This window comes from Natrinema sp. H-ect1 (assembly GCF_041821105.1).
In the GTDB taxonomy this organism is placed as follows: domain Archaea; phylum Halobacteriota; class Halobacteria; order Halobacteriales; family Natrialbaceae; genus Natrinema; species Natrinema thermotolerans.
In genome coordinates, this window is sequence record NZ_JBGUBA010000001.1 from 576,761 (window position 1) to 597,699 (window position 20,939).

Below are 20,939 nucleotides of genomic sequence, written 5' to 3' on the forward strand. Positions count from 1 at the left end.
ATCGGCTGGCGACGTTTACAGCGGTCTTCGCAAGCGCCGCGATCCAGCCCGACGGGCGGCGCTCGAGCAGGGCCGACGACGCCTACCGCGACTCGCAGATCGCCAGAAAGTTCTCGAAGATCTCCTCGCCCTCCTCGGTGTGGGCGACCTCCGGGTGCCACTGGACGCCGTAGAGGTCGCGGTCGGTATCGCTCATCGCCTCGACGTCACAGACGTCGCTTTGGCCGGTCAGTTCGAACCCCTCGGGCAGTTCCGTGACCTCGTCGGCGTGGCTCGCCCAGACGCGGGTCTCGGGGTGTAGCGAGCCCGTCAGCGGGTCGTCGTCGTCGACGATGTCGACGGTCACGTCCGCGTAGCCGCCGTACTCCCCGCTTCCGACGCTGCCGCCCAGTTCCGCGGCGATCAGCTGCATCCCCAGACAGATGCCGAGTACCGGCACGTCCGCCTCGAGGTAGTCAGCGGATTTCCCGATCCGGTCCATGTCCGGACCGCCCGAGAGGACGACGCCGTCGGCATCGACGTCCTCGGGAGGCGTGTCGTTGTCTACGATTTCCGTGTCGACGCCGAGGTCGCGAAGCGCCCGGCCCTCGAGGTGGGTGAACTGTCCGTGGTTGTCCACCACGACGATCTTCGTCATTGGGTGTCCGTAGCGGACGGCCCGATAAAAGCGGTCCGGAACGCGCTCTCGCGAGTCCTCGCGCCGACAGACTGGATCTTATAAAGCGGCCACGGGTGGAGGTGAACGCGTTTCCGAACGCCGCCACCACGTGTTTCGAAGACAGCATGAGCCGACGGCGAACACACGCAGGCGACGTGCGATGGGGCTGGACCTGTCCCCGCTGCGAGACGGACGTCTCGGTTCGGAGAGATCCCGACTCCGACACCTTCCGCTGGGAGTGCGATGCCGACCACTGCGCGGCGGTCGGCTTCGGCTTTACCTCCCGGCGCAGGGCCCGACTCGCCCTCCGAGAGTACCGCGAACGGTATCAAAACGTCTACCGCTGAGCCGATCCCGCGGCGGAACCGCACCGCTCGAGTTGCGCGTTCCGGTACGTTTATGCGTTCGTCACCGGATGCCAACGGTATGGCAGTCGATCTCGGCCAATTCGATCATCCGTCGTGGCTTACCGTGGCAGGAACCGGCCTCGGGTACGCGCTGATCCTCGCAGTACTGACGCTGGCCATGTTCATCGTCCCGTGGCTCGTCTTCTCGGCGCTGTAGGCGACGGCCCTCGATGTCAGTCGGTACCGTCCCACCGCAGGCACTCTTGTGCCACTCGCGGCGACGAACGAGTTCCGGACAGTCGCTCGAGTCCTCTCGGATCCGTTCTCACGACAGTCACGGTCGCTGAGGGGTAGGGCTAGATACTACTCCCTCGACGTGGACGGTCGCCTGTGAGCGACCACACGCAGCGCGTCGAGCCCGAGCGGGCCGACAGGACGAGGCCATGGCCGGTCCTCGTGGCCCTCGGCCTCGCCGGCTCCGAGGTCGGCATCGTCGTCGGCCTCGGTCCCGTCGCCGTCGCCGGTCTCGTCGTGTTCGCCGCCAGCATCGCCGGGATCCTGGCCGATGCCGGCTACGTCGCTCGGCCGCTTCCGTTTGCGGCCAAAACGGGCGCGGCGTTCGTGGCCGTCGGCGCGGTACTTGCCGCCCACGGAACCGGAACGGTGCCGATCACACCCCTCGAGCCACTCTCCGGGCTCGCGAGTCGCGGCGCGGCGATGGTCGTCGCCGGATTCGTGACGATCGGCGGTGCGGGGCTGCTGTTGACGCGGCGACCGGCGGACGAACGTCCAGACCGATAACCACACAACCCACTCGAGGACCAAGACAATGAGCAGACGCGCCTTCGACGCCGAAGTCACGCTCGACCTCGCGGTCAACCTGCTGCCGTTCCTGATCATGGCGTTTTTCGTCGGCGTCTTTGCCGTCTTCAACCCGTGGGGGGTCGATCCGCTCCAGTCGGCGCTCCAGTTTTCGATCCTGTTCGCGACGATGGGGATGCTCGCGGTCGCGACCTATCTGGCCGCGCGGGTGATCGAAACCGACGATCGGACCCGCCACGACACGAGCGACACCTGACTCAGTTGATCACCAACACGAACCCGGTGATCGCCATCAGGACGGCGATGCCGACCAGCAAAAGGAGAAACAGCTCCTTCTCCGCGAGTCGGCCGCGAGCGTCCCGAGCGGTCCCGTCGTCGATCTCGTTCGGAGGCATCCTCACGGCGGCTACACCGCGGCCCCAAAAGAGCGTTTCCCGGGCCGGACCGGGGCGATGCAACGAGCCGGCGTCGGGGGCGGTGGATCTGCTGCGAACGCCGCCGTTCGGGCTCGACGGCGAGGTCAAGCGTGTCGGTGACCGTGTCGGGCCGTGAGGATGTCGTCGGCCCAGTCGACGTCGACGCGGTGGTGTGGTGTTCCCGAGAGTCCGTCGCGGCTGACGATCTCGAACGTCCGGTTCCGTGCGTCGGGGGTAAACGGTGCGGCCGCCATGATCCGTGCGACGTCCGCCCGGGGGATCGAGCCGGTGACGGAGTCCCCGCCCTGGCCGACGACGACGTCGCCGCTTGGCGGATCGTCCGTGAGTCGTCCCGGACGCACGATCGTGTACCCCAGTCCGGAGCGTCGTAGCGCCGCTTCGGCGTCCCGCTTGGCTCGTCGTACACCCCGGAGTGCGAGCCGCGCCGGGAGCGACAGCCCCGCCTTCGAGTCACCCACGCCGATGGCGCTCTCGAGGACGACGTACGAGACGCCCTCGGCGACGGCCGCGGTCGTGAGATTGATCGCGCCGGTCCGGTCGACGAGTTTGCCGCCGGTCAGGTGACGCAGACACGGCGGCGAGCCGAGCGCACAGCAGACGAGGTCACAGTCCTCGACGGCCGCGACGGCGTCGCCCGAGTCGAAGAAGTCGGCGACGACCACCTCGTCGGCCCCGTGGCGCTCGAGCGTGTCGACGTTCCCGTAGGAGCGCGTCGTCGCGCGGACCGTGAGATCGGTCGGTCGGAGGACGGATAGCAGTTCCTCGCCGGTGGCCCCGCTGGCACCGGCGACGAGGACGCGGTCGAGTGGGCGTGAGTCGGTCATCGAATCAGGTACTGGATCGACACGGAAAACCCTCTGCAGCGGTCGGTGGGCATGACAGTCTCCGCCGAGTGCGAGACGCCGGGCGATGCCACGACCGGAACCGAGCGCGTCGTTCGCCGGTGAGGACAGGTCACGAACTTCGCAGTCGGGATGGTCGGCCGGACCGAATCCCGATCCGGCTGGTCGTCGGTCGGCCGATCGTCTCGCCGTCGCGGTCCCCCGATCCGTTACCGCGCCAATTATTAACTGGGGACATGTGGGTAGCCGACATGGATCGAATTTCGCTCGGCAACGACGAGTTCGAGGGTCGGAACAACGCCTACGTTCTCGCCGACGACGCCGCGAGCGAACTCGCGCTCGTCGATACGGGGATCGCGGTCGATCCGGTCCGAACGGACCTCCGCGACGGGCTGGCCGACCGCGGCTACGAGATCGCCGACATCGACGACATCGTCCTCACACACTTCCACGCCGACCACGCCGGACTGGCCGGCGAGATTCAGGCCGAAAGCGGGGCCACCGTCTACGTCCACGAGGCCGACGCCCCGCTCGTCGCCGGGGCGGAAGACGCCGTCGCGGCCGTCGAGGACCACCGTCGCGAACTGCTCGCGGAGTGGGGCGTCCCCGAGGACGCCCGGCGGGAACTGCGTACCTTCTTCGAGTCGGCCGAGATCGAGGGGCCGCCGGCCGAGCCGACGCCCATCGAGGACGGCGAGGTCCTCAAGGTCGGCGGCCACCGCCTCGAGACGGTCCACGCGCCGGGCCACGCGGCGGGCCTGTGCTGTTTCGAGATCGACGGCGGGGACGAGGCGTTCGTCGGCGACGCCTTGCTACCGGTGTACACCCCGAACGTCGGCGGCGCGGACGTCCGGGTCGAGCGCCCCCTCGCAAAGTACGTCGACACGCTGGAACGACTCGCCGACCGCGACTACGACCGAGCCTGGCCCGGCCATCGCGACCCCATCGACGACCCGACTGCCCGCGCCGAGACGATCCTCGAGCATCACCGCGAGCGGGCGGCAACGATCGTCGAGTTGCTGGCCGACCACGGGCCGGCCGATGCCTGGACGATCAGTTCCCACCTGTTCGGCGACCTCGAGGGAATCCACATCGTCCACGGTCCCGGCGAGGCCTACGCCCACCTCGATCACCTCCGCCACGAGGGCTTCGTCACGGCCGATAGCGGCACGTATCGCCTCGAGCGGGAACCGAACACCACGGAACGGATCGTTTGAGCCGCTGACTGACGGCGTCCGAAGTCACAAACACCACACGTATTCACTGTTCTCAAGAGCCGCTCGAGAGCGTCTGAGCCGAAGTATTGTCGGTACCGTAGTAAGAAACTCCACATTAGTGTATTGTTCACAAGATCCTTGCTAACTTCCCTCACCTTTATTACGGGTGACTCGAAACTGGTGGGTGAGAATCGGTAACTCAGTGACACACAATGGTTAACGAAGATAACGATACGATCGATTCAGGTGAGATTGGTAACGGTAGTGTCGGGCGGCGGACGTTTTTAGGGGCTGCAGGTGCCGGTGCGGTGACGACGGCGCTGGCCGGCTGTCTCGGCGGCGTCGACAGTGGCGGCGGCGACGACGGCACGCTGACGATCGGCCATCTCGCCCCAACCGGGATGGCGATGGGGGTGGGGTCGGAACGCAGTGCCAAGATCGCGGTCAACGAACTCAAAGAGGGCGAAGGCATTCTGGACCAGGAGATCGACCTGATCACGGAAAACACCGAACTCTCCACCAGTACCACGACTCCGATCGTCGAGGAGATGATCAACCGTGACAACGTCGACCTCATCGTGGGAACGTTCAACAGCGAGATCACGCAGGGGATCATGGACACGGTCGCCGAGTCGGACGTTCCGTTCATCATCACGGGCTCGGCCGACGTGAATACGATCACCGACTATCACGGCGAGGACTACGAGAAGTACAAGAACATCTTCCGGACCGGGCCGATCAACTCCCACTACCAGGCCGAGGCGATGGCGGGATACGCCGAACACCTCTCGGACAGACACGGCTGGACCGACTTCGCGTTGCTGCCCGAGGAAGCCGCTTGGACGACGATCTTCCGCGATCGACTCCCGGGACTGCTCGAGGATCGCGGCCTCAATGTCGTCTATGACGAGGTTCCCAGCGTGCAGACCTCGAATTTCACGCCGTTCCTCGACGACATCGAAAGCGAGGGCGCGGACGCAGTGATCCGCTTCTTCGCGGCGGGTGGTCGCGGACAGCTCCTCGGGGACTGGGCCGGCGAATACCCCTTCGCCGTGGAGGGCGTTCACGTCGCGTCGATGTCCCCGGAGTTCTGGGACCAGTCGGAAGGCGGCTGTGTCTTCGAGACGACGTCCCAGTCCGGTGGCGGCGGCGTCACCGAACTGACGGGCAACACGATGGACTTCGTCGAGATGTACGAAGCGGAGTTCACCGGCGGCGGTCAGGAGCCGCCGAGCAAGCCGATGTACATGGGGTTCAACACCTACGATGCGATCCACTTCTACGCCAAGGCCGCCGAAGAGGCCGGCACGGTCGACTACGCGGAAGACCTCGACGACATCGTCGACGCGATGTTGAGCATCGAACACAACGGTGCGGCCGCGAACATCTCGCTGGCCGGCGAGGATGCGGACTACCCCAACGACGTCGAAACGACCGAAACCGAAAGCGGCGAGGTCAATTACCCGATGACCCAGTGGCAGCCGACCGATGATGGCGGCAAACAGGAGGTCGTCTACCCGGTTCAAGACCGGTCTGCAAAACACATGAAGCCAAGCTGGATGTCGTAAGACATGCTCGAGTCAATTCTCTCGGTCCTCATCTTGGGGGCGATGATGAGCGCGATCTATGCGCTCGTCGCCATCGGGTTTACCATGATCTTCGGCGTTGGAGGCGTGTTGAACCTCGCTCACGGCGGGCTGATCATGATCGGCGCGTACGCGTTCCTCGTCTCGACCTCCTCGTCGGTGGTCGGTTCGATCGCGGTCCCGACGCTCCTCGGACTCGTCATCGCAACGCTCGTGACGGCAGTCGCTTCCTACGTCCTGTACGGCGGGCTGGTCCGATACATCGAGGACAACGTCGTGATCACGTTCCTCTCGACAGTGATGGTCGCGTTGCTCCTAACGGAACTGATCCACTACGAGTTCGGGAGCAGCCCCCGAACGCTGCTCCCAATAGCCGACGGCACGCTCCATCTCCAGGGCGTCGGAACCCGGATCAACTACATGTACATCCTCGGGTTCGTCGTCTCGTGGATCGCGATCGGGCTGTTGTGGTACTACGTGAGCCGGACCGACGAAGGGCGGTCGATCCTCGCGGTCTCGATGAGCGAACGGGGCGCACAGCTTACCGGTGTGGATCTCGAGTCCGTGAAATCGCGGACGTGGCTGATCGCCGGTGCCCTCGCCGGGCTCGCTGGCGTGTTCCTCGGAACGCTCCAGACGACTAGTCCGGAGATGTGGCTCAACCCGCTCGCGATTGCCTTCATCATCGTCGTGATCGGCGGGATCGGATCCATCAAGGGGTCGGTCGTCGCGGCGTACCTGATCGGCTACCTCGAACAGTTCACGCTCGAATTCCTCGGCACGGGCTACCAGGGAATCTTTTCGCTGGTCGTGCTCGTTGCGGTCTTGCTCCTCAAGCCGGAGGGGCTCTTCGGGAGGGAGTTTGCCCATGAGTAGCGAAACGGACACCGGACGTGGTATCGGCGGACGAGTAAGCGGCGCCGCAGGTCGGGTCGGCGGTGCGGCCGTCGACGGACTCAGTACCGTTACCGAGCCCGTCGATCGGGCACTCCGGCCGATCGCAACCGTCTACAACCGCACGCTCGGTGGCTACTTCGGCGAAATGAACGGCCTCCAGTTCGTGTTGCTGGTGGGGGCGTTCCTCGGACTCGTGACGATCCCGTTCTGGGGGAATTACACCCTAGTGCAGGCGACGTGGCTCGCCTGTATCTGGGGCATCTTCGCGATGAGTTGGGACATCCAGAGCGGATACACTGGCTACATCAGCTTCGGCCACTCGGTGCTGTCCGGCGGTGCGGCGTACACGACCGCGATGTTGCTCAACAACGTCAACGCCGAACTACCGATGCGGATCACGATCCCCATCTCGGTACTGATCGCGCTGATCATTGGGCTCGCAATCGCTCTGCCGTCGCTCCGGCTGAGCGGGCCGTACTTCTCGCTGATTACGTTCGTGGCCGTGTTGATCTTCTACCGACTGATCCGGCCGCTGAGTGAATATACCGGCGGCGAGACCGGACTCGGCGGGATCGAGACGGTGTACAGCACCGATCCGGTGATGCGAACGTACGCGTTCATGATTCCGATGTTGCTCATCGCAGCCGCGCTCCTGATCGTCGCGCGGTCGAACATCGGACTCATCCTCGTGGCGATCCGCGAGAACGAGTCTGCGGTCGAAGCCGCAGGCATCAACGCGACCAAGTTCAAGATCTGGTCGTTCGTTCTCAGTTCGATCCCGATGGGAATCGGTGGCGTCCTGCTGGCACACCGCTTCGGGACCGTCACACCCGGCGCGTTCGTCGTCGTCGACAACAGCATCGAGATGATCGCGATGGCCGTCGTCGGCGGGATGGGCTCGATACTCGGGCCGCTCGGCGGGGCCTTCCTCGTCATTATGCTCGAGGACGTGGTCCTCTCCGGCTTCGAGAGCGAGATCAAGTGGTCGATCCTCTGGTTGATCGTCCTGTTGATCCTCGTGTTCGCCCGTGACGGCCTGTTCCGCAAGCTGTGGCACGGGCTCGATCGACTCGGGGGTGATCGCCGATGAGCGTCCTCGAGGTCGACGGGCTGACCAAGAAGTTCGGCGGGCTCGTCGCCGTCGACGACTTCTCGTTCGAGGTCGGTGAGGGCGAGATCGTCGGCCTGATCGGGCCGAACGGCTCGGGCAAGTCCACGGTGTTCAACTGCATCATGGGCATCTACGGCGTCACCGACGGCGCGATCCGGTTCAACGGGACCGACATCACCGACGACTCGACTCACGAGGTCGTCAACAAGGGACTCTCGCGGGTCTCACAGGAGTCGAACCCGATCGACTCGATGTCGGTTGCGGGCAACATCAAGCTGTTCACGCTGCCGAACAGCATCGTCTCGCTGCGCGGCGGTGCCAGCGAGGAGGAGATCTACGACTACGCCGCTCGCATCGACATCGAGGAACATCTCCACGAAATGCCCGGCGAGTTGCCCCACGCGGACGTCCGCCGGCTCGAGATCGCCAAGTCGCTGGCGACCGAGCCCGAGATGATGCTGCTCGACGAGCCGTTCGCAGGGATGAACCAGGCCGAGATCACCGAACTGGCCGACCAGATCGAGCGGTTCCGCAAGCAAGGGATGTCGATGGTCGTCGTCGACCACAACATGGGCGGTCTGATGGACCTGGTCGATCGGATCGTCGTCCTCAACAACGGCGACTTCCTCGCGGAGGGGACGCCGGAGGAAATCGCCGAGAACGAGCAAGTCCAGGAGGCCTACCTCGCTGGGGAGGGACTCTAATGTCCGCGATACTCGATATCAACGATCTCAACGTCTACTACGGCAAGTCACACGCGCTGAAGGGCGTCTCGCTGTCGATCCAGGAAGGCGAAATCTACGGCGTCATCGGCCCCAACGGGGCCGGGAAGACGACGATGCTGAACGCCGTCGCCGGCTTCCTCGACTACGAGGGATCGATCAGCTACGCCGGTCGCGATCTCGCGGGACAGCCGTCCCAGGAGATCGTCGAGTCAGGGCTCATCTACTGCACCGAGGACCGGGACCTGTTCCCGTACTTCTCGGTCCACGAGAACCTGCTGATGGGCGCGCAGTTCCGCGACGACAAGGCGGCAGTACAGGACGATCTCGACATGGTCTATGACCTGTTCCCGCGGCTGGACGAACGCCGCGAACAGGAGGCCGAGACCATGAGCGGCGGCGAACAGCAGATGCTCGCCGTCGGCCGCGCGCTGATGAGCGACCCCGACATGCTGATGTTGGACGAGCCGACGCTCGGGCTCGCGCCGGTCATCATCGAGGACATCGGTGAGGCCCTCGAGACGCTCCAGCAAGAGGAGGGGCTGACGATCCTGCTGGCCGAGCAGAACTCGACGTTCGCGCTGAACCACGCGGACCGGCTCTCGCTGATCGAGACCGGCGAGATCGAACTGTCGGGCCCGCACGACGAGTTCACGGACAACGACTACGTCCGCGAGGCGTACGTCGGCGTCCACTGATCGGCAGGTTCGAGTCGTCTTTTTCGTCGGTTCGACTGGAAGCGGCGGCGCTAGCCGTCGGTCTCGAGGCCACCCTGGAACGCCGCGACGGCCTCGCGGAACGCGTCGGGGATCCGGGTCGGCTCCTCGGTCTCGGTGTCGACGGCGACCTGCGTGACGGTGCCGTCCGCAAGGACCGCGTCGTCGCGTTGCCGTTTCGCCCGGTACTCGTACTCGAGGCTCGAGGTGCCGATGTCGGCGACCCGGAGTTCGTTGACGATCACGTCCTCGAACTCCGCGCCGGTTCGGTAGTTCAACTCGGTGTTGACGACGTGGATCTGCCAGCCGTCCTCGCGCATGCGGTCGTAGCCGTAGTCGATCGCGCGGAAGAACGCGGAGACGGCCTCGTCCTGAAAGGTGAAGTACTCCCCGTAGAAGACGATTCCCTGCTGGTCGGTCTCGGCGAACCGAACGCGATTCTCGAAGACCGGCTGGAACGCGGGGCCGTCCGCGTCCCGATCCGCGTTCGCCGTGTTGTTTGCTCCCATACCGGCAACGCCGCCGCGACGGGCAAAACCGTACCGGCCACGGCAAGGGGCCACAGTCGACGGTCGCTCGCGCCCCGCTGTGAATGCGTGCCGATACGCTATCCGTCGCGACGGCGTGACCGGCACATGGTCAAGCTCTCGACGCTCGTCGTCCTCGCCGGCGTAGTGATGCTCGTCTTCCCGATCCCGCCGATTGCCAGCGCCCTCGGCGGGGTGGCCGTCATCGTCGTCGGGCTCGCGCTTCGGTTGCTGATGGACAAGTGACGAGGTGTGTGACGGACGCGCGCCCGCCGGCGAACTCCAACGCCTGCACTGTTGGGTCGACTCTTTTATTCGTCGGCGATCGATCAACGGCTATGCACTCGACGCCGCAGGTAGTCGTCGCCGGCGGTGGGCTGGCCGGGCTCGTCGCTGCTCGGCACCTCGCCGCCGCCGGTACAGACGTGACGTTGTTCGAACGCCGCGAGACGACCGGGGGTCGGGTCCGCACCCTCGAGCGGGACGGCTTCCGATTCGACCGGGGCTTTCAGGTCTGCTTTACCGCCTATCCCGCCGTTCGGCGCGAACTCGACCTCACGGCGCTGCACCTCCGCCGGTTCGCGCCGGGAGCGACCGTCGCCGGCCCCGACGGGCTGTCGACGCTCGCGGACCCGCTCAGGGAACCGGGGACGATTCCGGCGACGCTATCGAACCCGTACGTTTCGGCGGGCGACGCACTCCGGGTGGCCCGGCTCTGGTACCGGCTCCGGCGAACCGATCCCGGCGACATCTTCGCCGGGGACGACGAACGGATCGATGACTTCCTCCGTAACCGGGGGTTCTCCAAGCGGTTCATCGAGGGTTTCGTCGCGCCGTTCTACGGCGGGATCACGCTCGATCGGTCGCTGGCGACCTCGCGACGGGTCTTCGAGTACACCTTCCGGACCCTCGCGGCGGGCGAGACGGTGGTCCCGGCCGCCGGCATGGAGGCGATCCCCTCGCAACTCGCCGACTGCGTCCGCGAGGTCGGCGGAACGATCCGAACGGGCGTCACGGTCGAGTCGGTCGCGGCCGACGGCGGGGACGCTAGCGATTCCGCGGGCTCGGTTACGGTCGAAACCGACGCAGAACCCCTCGAGGCCGACGCGGTCGTCGTCGCGACCGACCCGCCGACGGCGCGGGAGCTGACCGGTGTCGAGTCGATCCCGACTGCGGCGCGAAGCTGTGTCACCCAGTACTACGCGCTCCCGTCGGGGACCGATCTGGGGACCGGCCGTCGGCTCCTGCTGAACGCGACCGGGCGGGGGCCGAACCACGTGGTGCCCCACAGTGCGGTCGCTCCCGAGTACGCGCCGGCCGACGCGACGCTGATCAGCGCGACCTATCTCGGAGAGCAGCCGGCGAGCGACGAAGACCTGGCCGAGCGGACCCGCCGCTCACTCGAGTCATGGTCTCCCAACCGGGAGTTCGACGACCTCGAGACGCTGCATACCGAGCGGATCCCGTTCGCGCAGTTCGACCAGCCGCCGGGGATCCACGACCGGCTCCCCGACGCTCGCGACCCCGCGGGCTCGGTCTATCTGGCCGGCGACTACACACAGTGGTCCTCGATTCAGGGCGCGATGGAGAGCGGGCGACGGGCGGCCGAAGCGGTCATCGACGATCTGTCGGGCTGATCCGTCGGTCGACTCGAGCGGCAGCGGCCAGCCGACGGTTGACCCGAGCGCCGGCGACGCGACCGCAGTCGAGCGACCGCAGACATCCGGCCCGACATCCGGCGTGTGTCGTACTGGACAGTCACTCGACGGCCAAACGACTACGGCGCTCGGCGTCGTTCCGTCGACAGGCATCCATGGCCATCGACGAACTCCTCGAGGGGGCGGACCTCACCGGGCGACAGGCGGCGATCATCTTCTTTAGCTTTCTCCTCTTGATCGTGCTGGCCGCCGTGCTGTTGATCACGTTCAGCGACTTCTTCCGGAACCTCGTGGTCACCGTTCAGGTGGCCGTCGTCGCCCCCGCTGCCCGACGGACTCGAGCGGCTGTCTCGGAACGAGTGGAGTGACTACAGGAGCCGTCGGCACCGTCCGAGCGGCGGGAACCACAGCACCTCGTCCGTCGCGGCGTCCCTGACGGCGGGATGGAAGGCGTCGGGGTCACGGACCAGCGGCGACTGGAAGTCCCGACCGCGCATTCCGTTGACAGTCGCGCCGGCCGCGAGGCGGGTAAACGCCGGCAGGACGATCACGTCCGCGCCCTCGTAGCAGTCCGGCCCGTAGAGGAGACAGGGGAGCTTGCGGCCCTCGACCGACAGCGCGGGGTGGTCGTGGCCGACGACGTACCGCTCGGCGGTCGTTGCCGGCTGCTCGTGACCGTGACAGATCACCGTCTCGCCACCGTCCGGCCGGTACTCGGGAACGATCCGCCCTGAGAAGACCTCCTCGAGCATCGTATCGTGGTTGCCCGGCGTAACGACCAACTCCGCACCGGCGTCCGCGACGGTCGCGACGACCGCCTCGAGGTCGCGCTCGAGGCCCCGTGGCAGCCGCGAAAACGAGTGGAGGAGGTCGCCCGCGACGACGACCGTCGCCGGCGCGGTCGCCTCGAGTACCGCCGCGAGCCGGTCGCGAACGTCGGCACCGTCGTCGATCGGCGCGTCGACGCTCGAGTCGGCGGCCTTGCCGAGATGGACGTCCGCGAGGACGAGCGTCTCGGTCGTCGGGAGGAAGATCGACCGGTCGTGGACGGCGAACGGAACGTCGACCTCGACGCCGTCGGTCATCGATCCGCGTCGTCGTCGCCGTCCACGGACGGTCCGCTATCGTGGTTGGCGGACGCGCCCGCGTCGGTTCGCGCACCGCCGTCGGTCCGCATCTCCTGGCCCAAGGCGTCCGCGAGGTCGTACTCCGTGCCGGTCAGGATGTAGAGGACGTCCTCCAGGGGCTCGAGGATCTCGGGGAGGATGCGGAGGACGAGGTAGGTGATACCCAGCAGGGCGACGATCGACAGCGACTGGGCGATGAAGTTGTGGGCGACGATGTAGGAGGTCCGGTCGGCCGGCGCGCCCATGAACTCCGTCGCGATGGTGACGAAGATATCCTGCTGGAACCAGCCCCACGGCGAAGCCAGCCCGATGAAGACGTTCCGGACGAGGTTCAGGAACCAGATGACGCCGACCGCGAGCGGGAAGGCAACCGCTTTCCGCTTGAGCGGCGCTTTGACGGCGGCGATGAGGCCGCCGAAGATGGCCATGCTCCCGATGCCCGTACAGGCCGTGATGATGTAGGTCGTCCGGCCGGTCACCGTCTCGTCGGGATCGAAGGCAAAGCGGCTCTGATAGCCGTTTGCCCCCTCCTCGAGGCCGGGGCTGTGGCCGAGCAGTTCCATCCCGAAGTGGGTCTGGGCAGCGGTCGTCTCGATCAACCACGTGCGGACGACCGGAATCGTCTCGACGGGCAGGTAGATCAGCCCCATGAACGCGACGGCCTTCGAGAGCAGGAGCAGCGACTCCCGGCCGGTGGCAAGCAGATAGCCGGTGTAGGCACATAGCGGCAGCGCTGCCACCGTCAGCAGCGTCTCGATCGGGCTCTTGACCTCGAGGTAGTAGTGGGGAGCAAGCGTCAGCCAAAAGACGCCGAAGACGACCCACGCGCCCGCTGCGAGGTATCGCGCGGGATCGGTAGCCCCGTACCATTGGATGACGGCCGCGACGACGAACGCGCCGATCGCGGTCCAGGCGAGGGCGTCCGACAGGGGAACGGAGCCGATACTCATCGAGAGTACCGTCGCGGGTCCCGCCACGGGGTCGACAACCGTACCGGGGGCCGCGGTCGTCACTGGGAGGGGCGACATAGTCACGTAATCCCGAGGGACTCTCGCGCTATCAACTTGACGCCTCGCGGTCGTGACCGCGCTCCAGTCCGGCGAGACGCGGCGGCCGACCGACGGCGCGACCGCGTACCTTTTTGCATCGCTCCCGCTAACCATCGACACATGGTCGACGTCCTCGACAACAAGCGCACCGCGACGCGGTTTCGGATCCTCGTCCAGATCGCGGAACGCCAACCCGCGGTCAGCCAGGGGGAGATCGCCGGGGAAGTCGGCGTGACGAGTCAGGCGGTCAGCGAGTACATCCGGGAACTCGTCGATGACGGTCTCGTCGAGAAGGAGGGCCGGTCGCGGTATCACGTCACCAACGAAGGCGTCGACTGGCTGTTCCGGACCGCCGACGACATTCGCCGGTTCGCGGACCACGTAACCGGCGACATCCTCGGGGCGATGAGCGAGGCCGCCTACATCGCGACCGACGACATCGAGGAGGGTGATACCGTCTCGCTGTCGGTGAAAAACGGGCTCCTCCACGCGACGCCCGGCGAGGAGGGGCCGGCGACCGGCGTCGCGACCACGGACGCCGCGGCCGGCACCGATGTCGGCGTCACCAGCTTCGAGGGCGTCATGGACTTAGAGCCCGGTTCGGTGACCGTCCTGCAAGTCCCCGGCGTCCGGGCCGGCGGGAGCCGCGCGATCGAGTCCGACACCGTCGCCGACCGCTGTACCGACGCCGACCTCGTCGTCGCTGCCGGCGTCGAAGCGATCGTCGCCTGTCGGGAGGCCGGGACCGATCCGACGGTCACGTTCGCCGCGGGCTCCGTCGCCGCCGACGGGGCCAAGCGCGGGCTCGATGTGACGGCCGTCGCCACGACCAACGAGGTCGGCCGAGTCACCGACGCGCTTCGCGACGCCGACGTCTCCTACGAAGTCCTCGAGGGCTAGTCGCCGTCTTACAGGCGTTCCCGATCGCGAACGCCGTTCTCACCACCGACTGTTGGCACCGGCTGGTTCCACGAAGCCGCTTCGTCCGACTATAGTAGCCACTGAAAGTCATTGCACACCTGATCGAACGACGGCGTTGCGATCAGTGTGTGAATCGTTTCAGCGGCTACTATAGAATCGATTGGTTACGCGAGCGGTTCGTCGAGCAACGCGACGGTCGTACACCCCGAGAACGGGGCGCTCGAGCGGGTCCTCGCGGCGGACACGGAATTAGACGACTGCCCGGTAGACCCTCGTCTCGCACAACAGCCGTAGAAATCGACCGGTACGCGTCCCAGCCCCGCCTAGCCGATGTAACGCAGGTCGTCGTCGGTCGGCACGTCCATCCCCTGTTGCTGTTCCATTTCCTGGATCTTGCCGATGACCTCCTCCATCTCATCGGCCCGTTCGTCCAGGGACTCGTAGTCGAGTTCGAAGCCGAGTACGGCTTCGAGGACCTCCAGTACCGCCCGGGCGCTTTTGGGATCGACGAGGTAGCCGCTGGTCTCGCCCATCAGGCAGGTCGCCTCGAAGCCGCGACGTTCGCCTAGGCCGAGCAGGAGTCCCGAGACGCCGACGATACCGCCCGCCGGCTCGTCTTCGCGGAACTCGACGCCCGCGTCCTCGAGTGCCTCGAGCAGCGACTCGTCGCTGACGGCCCCGACGACGGCGTACTCCTCGATGAGTTCGCCCGTCGGGACGCCGCCTAACGCGTACACCTCGGTCGCACCGAACTCCTCGGCGACGTCGAGGAAGGCATCGGTCAGCGTGTAGTGGCCCGCGTTGCTCTGGGCCTGGTGATCGCCGGTCAGCAACAGGAGGTCACGACCGTCGGGGACCTCGACGGCGTGGATCTCGGCGCAGGTCAGCGACGAGACGCCGTCCTCGACGCTGACCTGTGGCGGGAACTCGCGGGAGTAAATCCGCCGGACGAGCGTACTCTCGCCCTCGAGTTCCTCGAGCAGATGTTCGACAGCCAGCGTGCCGACGTGTCCGACCCCGGGCAACCCCTCGACGAGAACGGGGTCGTCCAGTTCGACCTCGGCAACCGCGTCGATCTCGAGTTCGTCCATACCCCTATCAGCGGTTGCGACGTTTAAGAGAGCGTCGGTACTCGCCATGGGGGTCCGCGGGGTCGAGCGGTGCCGGGGCGCTGTTTTCGGCGTCGGCACCACACTCCGGACAGGTCGCAGAAAGCGTATACACCGGGCGGTCGTGGACGTCCTGCCACGCCGAACACACCCGGATGTCCGATTTCATTCGTCGTCGGTGCGTCGCTCGCGGTGGTACTCGCCCGCACCGCCGTGGCCCTCGATCGCGGCGATCGCTCGATCGGCGCTTTCCTCGAGTTCGGATTCGGCGGTCTTGTAGTTCGGTGCCTGCACCTCGATGCGGTACTCGGGCGCGCCGACGTAGCTTACTTCGAGGTCGACCTCTTCGGGCACTTCGCCGTTGCCCTCGGCGGCTTCCAGCGCCTCGCGGATCCCGTCGACGCCGCTTGGCGATGGGTTCTCGAGGTCGACGTAGCCGGTGACGTTGACGTACGGCACCGAGACGTTCTCGCGTGCGGTGTCGACGATCGACTCGATCTCGTCGTCGTCGAGGTCGGTGTCCGCGAGGGCCTCTTCGCCGTGGATGGCGGCCTGTTTGAAGCCGTCGTAGAGGCCGCCGTGGGCCGCGATCAGTTCGTTCGCGATCGCGGTGTAGACCTCGTCGTCGATCTCCTCGCCGAAGGCCAGTTCCATCCAGTTGTCGGCCTTCTGCTCGTTTTTCCACTCCTGGATCTTATCGGAGCGCTGGTGATCGTTGACGTCTTTCAGCGAGAGGTCGATCTGCTGGGAGCCCTCGTCGACATCGAGGACCTTACAGACGACGATCTGTCCCTCGCGGACGTGGTCGCGGACGTTCTTGATCCAGCCGCTGGCGACCTCGGAGATATGGATCAGTCCGCGTTTCTCCTCGTACTCCTCGAGATCGACGAAGACGCCGAAGTCCTCGATCTCGTCGATCTTGCCGACGACGAGTTCGCCGGGGTCGGGCCAGCCGCTGTATTTCATCGTGACTCGACTGTCTCGACGATCTCGTGGTCGATCTCGGCGTTGCCGCCGGTCGGTCGGGCGAGCGTCGTGCCACAGACGGCACAGGCGACCTCCGTGGAGGCCTTGCCGAAGACGGTCTGTTCGTTCTCGCAGTCACTGCATCGGACGCTGTAGAAATTTCCTGCCATTGGTATCACTCCTGGAACTCGAGTCGGCCGGCGCGCCATCCCTCGCGGAGGTGGGCCTTGCCGCACTCGCTGCAGCGGTATTTGAGGTCGGTCTTTTTCGTGGGCTTTTCGCCGGCGGGCACCTTCGAGAAGCGACCGGAGTTCCCGATCGACGAGGAGTTTCGCCGGGTGCGGCGAGCGTCCCATTTCAGTCCCGAGGAACGGCCGGTTCGGGACTTCTCGACTTCGTGTTCGTGGTGTTCGTTGCAGTGCGGGCAGTACGTATTGAAGCGGCGTGGCATCTGCATGGTTATCTCACTTGGCGTGGGCTAAGACACCGCTGTTTAAAACCCGTTTGGTTCGTCCCCGTCGCCGCCGGCCGTCGGTTCCACAATTGGTCGTCGAGCCGGCCCCGAACGGATCGACACTACCGCTCCGAAGCGTTTAATCGTCTCTCCTGTGAACGCTCGCGTATGAAACAGCTCATCATCCACGGCGATCCCGGCATCCGCAACGGGGCCATCGTTCGGTACGAGGGGGACGAGGGGGAGGCCGAGGTGGTCTGTTTCGGGATCAACCGCAACGGCGAGTACCACGGTCCCGATCGGGTCCAGCTCTGGTGTACCGTCGGCGACGAGGACGAGTACGAGGACTACGAGAAGCGAAACTTCACGCCACATTTCCTCGACGTCGATCGGGTCGACGCCGACGATGTCGAGGTCGTCCGGGCGAAAAGCGACCTAGCGATCTGATCGGACCGAGCGAGCGGCCGCGAGTCGTCCCTCGAACATCGTCGCAGTCCTGCCGGTCCGGCCAACGGAACCGAGCGGCGATCAGTTATTTTCGGTGACTGTCAGCTTCACGGATCGATCGCAAAAGGGAAATCGTTGCCGCCGACACTGGGGAATACGCTCGAGCATCCACGATGAGTGATTCCCTCACAGAGGCCGTCCGGACGCGGGCTCGAGCCCTTCTTTCGACGACGCGGTTCGGGCAGTTCGTCGGCGTCGGGGCAGTCGGCGCGACCGTCGACAACGTCGTGCTGGTCCTGTTGGTCGAGGCTACGTTCCTCGGGCCGGTCGTCGCGAAGCTCCTCTCCTGGGAACTCGGGATCGCGGTCATCTTCGCGATCAACGAGCGATGGACCTTCTCGGAGTACGGGGAAGTCGGACTGGGGCCGCTGGTGAGGCGGTTCCTGCGATCGAACGTCGTTCGCTTTGGCGGCTTTCTCGTGACGCTTGCCGTGTTGACACTGCTGGTCCGTCGCTACGCGATCTGGTATGTCGCGGCGAACGTAGTCGGCATCGGCGTCGGCTTCTTCGTCAACTACACCTGTGAGAGTCTCTACACGTGGCAGGTCCATCAGGACTAACGGTAGAAACCCGCATACGGCGACCGAATCACAACCCTTAACTAGCACACTCGGGTATGAACTGGTAGCGGGATGGGATAGCCAGGAGATTCCGGCGGGCTCATAACCCGCAGATCGGTAGTTCAAATCTACCTCCCGCTATACTTCTGACGCGAGCAAGTTCGTGAGCGTCGAGTATGGCACAGTGGGAGATTTGAACCGGACAGCGCTCGAGCGAAGTGCGAGTGCTGGTTCAAATCTCTCCCCTGGTATTCTGTAGTGACCGAAGCCGCGAGTGACGGGTATCGCACGGTGAGCGCTCGACAGCGGAAGCAAACGTTTCGACCGTGATTCGAATCCCGGCCGCGAGCCGCCATTGCGGCCGTGGTCGAACCGCTGTTCTCCCTCGAAGCGGTCGAACGGTGGGCCTACGGCTCTTCGGCGAGGTAATCGCGGAGCCGGCGGCCCTGCGGGTAGGTGAACGTGACCGTCCCGTGGAGGACCGACGGCGTCGAGAGGGGATCGACGGGAGCGAACCGCTGGAACCCCGACTCCGCGGGGAAATCGAAGTCGATGCGGTCGACGTCGGCCTCGTACAGTTCGCTGACGAAGGGGATCGGGAACTCGAGGAGCTCGCTGATCTGTGCGCGGCTCCCCGTCGGGTCCGGGAGCTGCCGGTGGGCGTAGTAGTGGAGGTGGCCGGTGAGCGTGTCGATTTGATCGTCACCGACGCTCGCTTCGGCTTCAATGACTGGCTCGCCGTCGACCGAGAGCGTCGAGACGAGTTCGCCGTCGTCTTCCGCCCACGCACACGAGCCGGGAAGACTCGGTATTCCGGCGCTTTCGCGGGTATACGCCTGCAGCTGGGGCGAATCGGTCCAGTAGCCCACCCAGAACCGGCCGGGAACCGGCAGTTCGCCCTGCGCGTCACTGACCGCGCGACTGTCGTGATCGGCGACTTCCACCGTCAGATAGGTCAGGGTGTACGGATCGAGATGGGCCGTCTGCTCGGCCGACGGCACTCGATACATGTTCATCTGGACGAGGCCGTTCGGGTGCGGCTCGAGGCCGGGCGGCAGCGCCGCTTCGAGCACCTCGGGGTCGGCCTCGTAGCCGACGATGAGCATCCGCGCGTTCTTGATGAGCTGTGGCGGCGACACGGTCGTTCCCTCGAGGGGATCGGCGGGGAAGTCGTGGTCAGTCATGAACGATCACCTGTTGGCGTCGACGCCGACGTCCTCGGGCGCGAAGACCTCGGGAACCGGTTCATCTCTGACGCCGCGGATGTCGTCGAGAACGGGCTTGAGATAGGCCCGGAACAGTGCCGGGCGTTCGCTCATCGGGAAGTGACCGGTTGCTTTCATCTCGTGGGCGGTCGCTCCCTCGCCGATGGCGTCGGCGGCCTCGCGGGCGTCGTCGGGGTTGGTCAGGTAATCGTACTCGCCGTTCATGAGGTACATTCGGACCTGCGTGGCGTCGATCTCGTCGGCGGACTCGCTGTAGTCGTGGTCCATCGAGTAGTAGTGGAGGTCGCCTTTGAGGACGCCGTTGGCACCCTGTTCGTACAGATAGAGCGTCTCACGGCGCGCCCACTCGGGGGCGTGTGGCGCCATCAGCCCCCACGTCGCGTGGGAGTTGACGTCGTTCGCGTTGACGTGTGGGTGATCGAGCCACTGGATGTAGAACCCAGGTGTGACCAGCCCCGCCTCGAGGCCGATCAGCGCCCGGAACCGCTCGGGGTACCAGTCCGCGAGTTCGAGCGTGACCGTGCCACCCATGCTCGAGCCGATGAAGACCGGCTCCTCGAGTTCGAGCGCGTCGGCGATAGCGACGATGGTGTCGGTGAACCGCTCGGCGGTGAGATCGTACTGGTCGGTCCACCACGATTCGCTCGACGGCGGGACCGACTTCCCGTGGCGCGGCAGGTCGTATGCGATCACCCGGAAGTGGTCGGTGATCTCCGAATCGTTCAGGACGTGGCGCCACTGCTGGTTGTTACAGCCGGCCGTGTGCTGACAGAGCAGGGGGATGCCGTCCTCCGGCCCGACGGCCTCGTAGTAGATACGGTGGTCGACGCCGTCGAGGTCGACGGTGACGTACCGGCCTGTAATGGGCTCGTCCGTCGGCTCTTCCGGTCGGTGCGTCCCCACAGTGGGCGGTTCGCCGCCGTTGTGTGCCGTCCGCATCAACTCGAGCGCACGCTGGACCGACCGGAAGTTCTGGAAGATCGTTTTATGATTGCCGATGAGGTCGAAGTACCCTTCCTCGCCCTTGACCGCGGTCCGGTAGAAGGAGGCAAACACCTCGTTGTGGTGGGCCGCCGGGACCTCGCTGACGAACTCGTCCCAGGCCTCGCGCGGCCCGACGACGCCGAACGACCACGCGTCGTCCAGCCCCGGTGCCCGGACGTCCCGCACCTCGCCGTCCCGCATCTCCAGCAGGAAGTGGTCGTCGCCGATGCCGATAACGAAGTTCTCGTCGAAGGCGTCGCGGCCGTGCTGGGCCATCTCCGGGTCTGCGTTTACGACGTCTCGATACTCCTGCCACCACTCCTCGCTGGCCAGTTCGGTTGGTGCCATACTATGCGTGTTGTTCTCTACCAACATAGCATCGTATGCTACCTCTCTATGATGAGAGAACGGAAGGTCGTGGAAACTGGCGCGAACCCGCCACGAAGGAGAGACCGGACGGCGTCTCGCCACGGAGAGACGGCGGGGACGCAGGCAA

At 65.6% G+C, this 20,939-nt stretch carries 29 protein-coding genes and 1 tRNA gene; 17 read left to right on the forward strand and 13 right to left on the reverse strand.

Annotation, left to right across the window (positions count from 1 at the left end; genetic code table 11):
• Positions 1–82 precede the first annotated feature (82 nt).
• On the reverse strand, positions 83–637 hold the full coding sequence (locus ACERIM_RS02955) for a GMP synthase subunit A (RefSeq protein ID WP_049964768.1): 555 nt from the start codon (positions 635–637) through the stop codon (positions 83–85).
• A 146-nt stretch (positions 638–783) separates the two neighbouring features.
• Here ACERIM_RS02955 and ACERIM_RS02960 point away from each other — a divergent pair, with 146 nt between their 5' ends.
• The 4 genes from ACERIM_RS02960 to ACERIM_RS02975 all read left to right on the forward strand — a co-directional run bounded on the left by ACERIM_RS02960 (position 784) and on the right by ACERIM_RS02975 (position 2,083).
• Complete coding sequence (locus ACERIM_RS02960) at positions 784–1,005, forward strand: hypothetical protein (protein WP_049905680.1); 222 nt, start codon at positions 784–786, stop codon at positions 1,003–1,005.
• Positions 1,006–1,084: 79 nt separating this feature from the next.
• The gene (locus tag ACERIM_RS02965; protein WP_006649447.1) at positions 1,085–1,222 is read left to right on the forward strand and encodes a hypothetical protein; all 138 of its coding nucleotides are present in this window, start codon (positions 1,085–1,087) and stop codon (positions 1,220–1,222) included.
• 173 nt (positions 1,223–1,395) lie between these two features.
• Positions 1,396–1,806, forward strand: coding sequence for a hypothetical protein (locus ACERIM_RS02970; RefSeq protein WP_373631163.1), 411 nt, complete (start codon positions 1,396–1,398; stop codon positions 1,804–1,806).
• Positions 1,807–1,834: 28 nt separating this feature from the next.
• On the forward strand, positions 1,835–2,083 hold the full coding sequence (locus ACERIM_RS02975) for a DUF6684 family protein (RefSeq protein ID WP_006181165.1): 249 nt from the start codon (positions 1,835–1,837) through the stop codon (positions 2,081–2,083).
• 1 nt (position 2,084) lies between these two features.
• Here the strand turns inward: ACERIM_RS02975 and ACERIM_RS02980 are convergent, their stop codons facing one another.
• Positions 2,085–2,222: a hypothetical protein gene (locus ACERIM_RS02980; protein WP_006649445.1), complete on the reverse strand. Its 138-nt coding sequence runs from the start codon at positions 2,220–2,222 to the stop codon at positions 2,085–2,087.
• A 125-nt stretch (positions 2,223–2,347) separates the two neighbouring features.
• Positions 2,348–3,088 carry an NAD(P)H-binding protein gene (locus ACERIM_RS02985; RefSeq protein WP_049964771.1) on the reverse strand — a complete coding sequence of 247 codons (741 nt, stop codon included), beginning with the start codon at positions 3,086–3,088 and terminating at the stop codon, positions 2,348–2,350.
• Positions 3,089–3,357: 269 nt separating this feature from the next.
• On the opposite strand from ACERIM_RS02985, the gene ACERIM_RS02990 reads away from it, so the two are divergent.
• The 6 genes from ACERIM_RS02990 to ACERIM_RS03015 all read left to right on the forward strand — a co-directional run bounded on the left by ACERIM_RS02990 (position 3,358) and on the right by ACERIM_RS03015 (position 9,337).
• Positions 3,358–4,323 (forward strand): MBL fold metallo-hydrolase, encoded by a 966-nt coding sequence (locus ACERIM_RS02990; protein WP_373631164.1) that lies wholly within the window; start codon positions 3,358–3,360, stop codon positions 4,321–4,323.
• A 308-nt stretch (positions 4,324–4,631) separates the two neighbouring features.
• Complete coding sequence (locus ACERIM_RS02995) at positions 4,632–5,891, forward strand: ABC transporter substrate-binding protein (RefSeq protein ID WP_006649442.1); 1,260 nt, start codon at positions 4,632–4,634, stop codon at positions 5,889–5,891.
• Positions 5,892–5,894: 3 nt separating this feature from the next.
• Positions 5,895–6,785, forward strand: a complete 891-nt coding sequence (locus ACERIM_RS03000; protein ID WP_006649441.1) for a branched-chain amino acid ABC transporter permease — start codon at positions 5,895–5,897, stop codon at positions 6,783–6,785.
• Complete coding sequence (locus tag ACERIM_RS03005; protein WP_006649440.1) at positions 6,778–7,896, forward strand: branched-chain amino acid ABC transporter permease; 1,119 nt, start codon at positions 6,778–6,780, stop codon at positions 7,894–7,896. Before ACERIM_RS03000 ends, ACERIM_RS03005 begins: the two co-directional genes overlap by 8 nt.
• A complete protein-coding gene (locus ACERIM_RS03010; RefSeq protein WP_373631166.1) occupies positions 7,893–8,621 on the forward strand; it encodes an ABC transporter ATP-binding protein in 729 nt (242 codons plus the stop codon). The genes ACERIM_RS03005 and ACERIM_RS03010 overlap by 4 nt, the downstream gene beginning before the upstream one ends.
• The gene (locus ACERIM_RS03015) at positions 8,621–9,337 is read left to right on the forward strand and encodes an ABC transporter ATP-binding protein (RefSeq protein ID WP_373631168.1); all 717 of its coding nucleotides are present in this window, start codon (positions 8,621–8,623) and stop codon (positions 9,335–9,337) included. The genes ACERIM_RS03010 and ACERIM_RS03015 overlap by 1 nt, the downstream gene beginning before the upstream one ends.
• 50 nt (positions 9,338–9,387) lie before the next feature.
• Here the strand turns inward: ACERIM_RS03015 and ACERIM_RS03020 are convergent, their stop codons facing one another.
• Entirely contained in the window at positions 9,388–9,864 is a 477-nt protein-coding gene (locus tag ACERIM_RS03020; protein ID WP_373631169.1) for an acyl-CoA thioesterase, read from the reverse strand.
• A 126-nt stretch (positions 9,865–9,990) separates the two neighbouring features.
• On the opposite strand from ACERIM_RS03020, the gene ACERIM_RS03025 reads away from it, so the two are divergent.
• The 3 genes from ACERIM_RS03025 (at position 9,991) to ACERIM_RS03035 (ending at position 11,908) form a co-directional block, all read left to right on the forward strand.
• On the forward strand, positions 9,991–10,128 hold the full coding sequence (locus tag ACERIM_RS03025; protein WP_373631170.1) for a transporter: 138 nt from the start codon (positions 9,991–9,993) through the stop codon (positions 10,126–10,128).
• A gap of 92 nt (positions 10,129–10,220) precedes the next feature.
• Positions 10,221–11,519 (forward strand): NAD(P)/FAD-dependent oxidoreductase, encoded by a 1,299-nt coding sequence (locus tag ACERIM_RS03030; protein WP_373631172.1) that lies wholly within the window; start codon positions 10,221–10,223, stop codon positions 11,517–11,519.
• A gap of 176 nt (positions 11,520–11,695) precedes the next feature.
• Positions 11,696–11,908, forward strand: coding sequence for a hypothetical protein (locus ACERIM_RS03035; RefSeq protein WP_373631174.1), 213 nt, complete (start codon positions 11,696–11,698; stop codon positions 11,906–11,908).
• Here the strand turns inward: ACERIM_RS03035 and ACERIM_RS03040 are convergent, their stop codons facing one another.
• Positions 11,909–12,625, reverse strand: a complete 717-nt coding sequence (locus ACERIM_RS03040; protein WP_373631175.1) for a metallophosphoesterase — start codon at positions 12,623–12,625, stop codon at positions 11,909–11,911.
• On the reverse strand, positions 12,622–13,695 hold the full coding sequence (gene artA, locus ACERIM_RS03045) for an archaeosortase A (protein WP_049905668.1): 1,074 nt from the start codon (positions 13,693–13,695) through the stop codon (positions 12,622–12,624). The genes ACERIM_RS03040 and artA overlap by 4 nt, the downstream gene beginning before the upstream one ends.
• A 141-nt stretch (positions 13,696–13,836) precedes the next feature.
• On the opposite strand from artA, the gene ACERIM_RS03050 reads away from it, so the two are divergent.
• Positions 13,837–14,616 (forward strand): MarR family transcriptional regulator, encoded by a 780-nt coding sequence (locus ACERIM_RS03050; RefSeq protein WP_373631176.1) that lies wholly within the window; start codon positions 13,837–13,839, stop codon positions 14,614–14,616.
• 344 nt (positions 14,617–14,960) lie between these two features.
• Here the strand turns inward: ACERIM_RS03050 and ACERIM_RS03055 are convergent, their stop codons facing one another.
• Genes ACERIM_RS03055 through ACERIM_RS03075 form a run of 5 tightly spaced genes read right to left on the reverse strand, consistent with a single transcriptional unit; the run spans position 14,961 to position 17,169 of the window.
• Positions 14,961–15,728, reverse strand: coding sequence for a proteasome assembly chaperone family protein (locus tag ACERIM_RS03055; protein WP_006649431.1), 768 nt, complete (start codon positions 15,726–15,728; stop codon positions 14,961–14,963).
• 7 nt (positions 15,729–15,735) lie between these two features.
• On the reverse strand, positions 15,736–15,915 hold the full coding sequence (locus ACERIM_RS03060) for an RNA-protein complex protein Nop10 (protein ID WP_006649430.1): 180 nt from the start codon (positions 15,913–15,915) through the stop codon (positions 15,736–15,738).
• The gene (locus ACERIM_RS03065) at positions 15,912–16,712 is read right to left on the reverse strand and encodes a translation initiation factor IF-2 subunit alpha (RefSeq protein ID WP_049964781.1); all 801 of its coding nucleotides are present in this window, start codon (positions 16,710–16,712) and stop codon (positions 15,912–15,914) included. The genes ACERIM_RS03060 and ACERIM_RS03065 overlap by 4 nt, the downstream gene beginning before the upstream one ends.
• Positions 16,709–16,882 carry a 30S ribosomal protein S27e gene (locus ACERIM_RS03070; protein ID WP_006181191.1) on the reverse strand — a complete coding sequence of 58 codons (174 nt, stop codon included), beginning with the start codon at positions 16,880–16,882 and terminating at the stop codon, positions 16,709–16,711. Before ACERIM_RS03070 ends, ACERIM_RS03065 begins: the two co-directional genes overlap by 4 nt.
• A gap of 5 nt (positions 16,883–16,887) precedes the next feature.
• Entirely contained in the window at positions 16,888–17,169 is a 282-nt protein-coding gene (locus tag ACERIM_RS03075) for a 50S ribosomal protein L44e (RefSeq protein ID WP_006181192.1), read from the reverse strand.
• Between the two features lie 165 nt (positions 17,170–17,334).
• On the opposite strand from ACERIM_RS03075, the gene ACERIM_RS03080 reads away from it, so the two are divergent.
• From ACERIM_RS03080 to ACERIM_RS03090, 3 genes are all read left to right on the forward strand, one after another.
• Positions 17,335–17,613, forward strand: a complete 279-nt coding sequence (locus tag ACERIM_RS03080) for an HAH_0734 family protein (RefSeq protein WP_006181193.1) — start codon at positions 17,335–17,337, stop codon at positions 17,611–17,613.
• A gap of 173 nt (positions 17,614–17,786) precedes the next feature.
• Positions 17,787–18,233: a GtrA family protein gene (locus ACERIM_RS03085; protein ID WP_006181194.1), complete on the forward strand. Its 447-nt coding sequence runs from the start codon at positions 17,787–17,789 to the stop codon at positions 18,231–18,233.
• Between the two features lie 66 nt (positions 18,234–18,299).
• Positions 18,300–18,374, forward strand: a tRNA-Met gene (locus tag ACERIM_RS03090).
• 266 nt (positions 18,375–18,640) lie between these two features.
• Here the strand turns inward: ACERIM_RS03090 and ACERIM_RS03095 are convergent.
• Entirely contained in the window at positions 18,641–19,417 is a 777-nt protein-coding gene (locus ACERIM_RS03095) for an acetoacetate decarboxylase family protein (RefSeq protein ID WP_373631177.1), read from the reverse strand.
• Between the two features lie 6 nt (positions 19,418–19,423).
• Complete coding sequence (locus ACERIM_RS03100; protein ID WP_373631178.1) at positions 19,424–20,791, reverse strand: alpha/beta fold hydrolase; 1,368 nt, start codon at positions 20,789–20,791, stop codon at positions 19,424–19,426.
• Between the last annotated feature and the right edge of the window lie 148 nt (positions 20,792–20,939).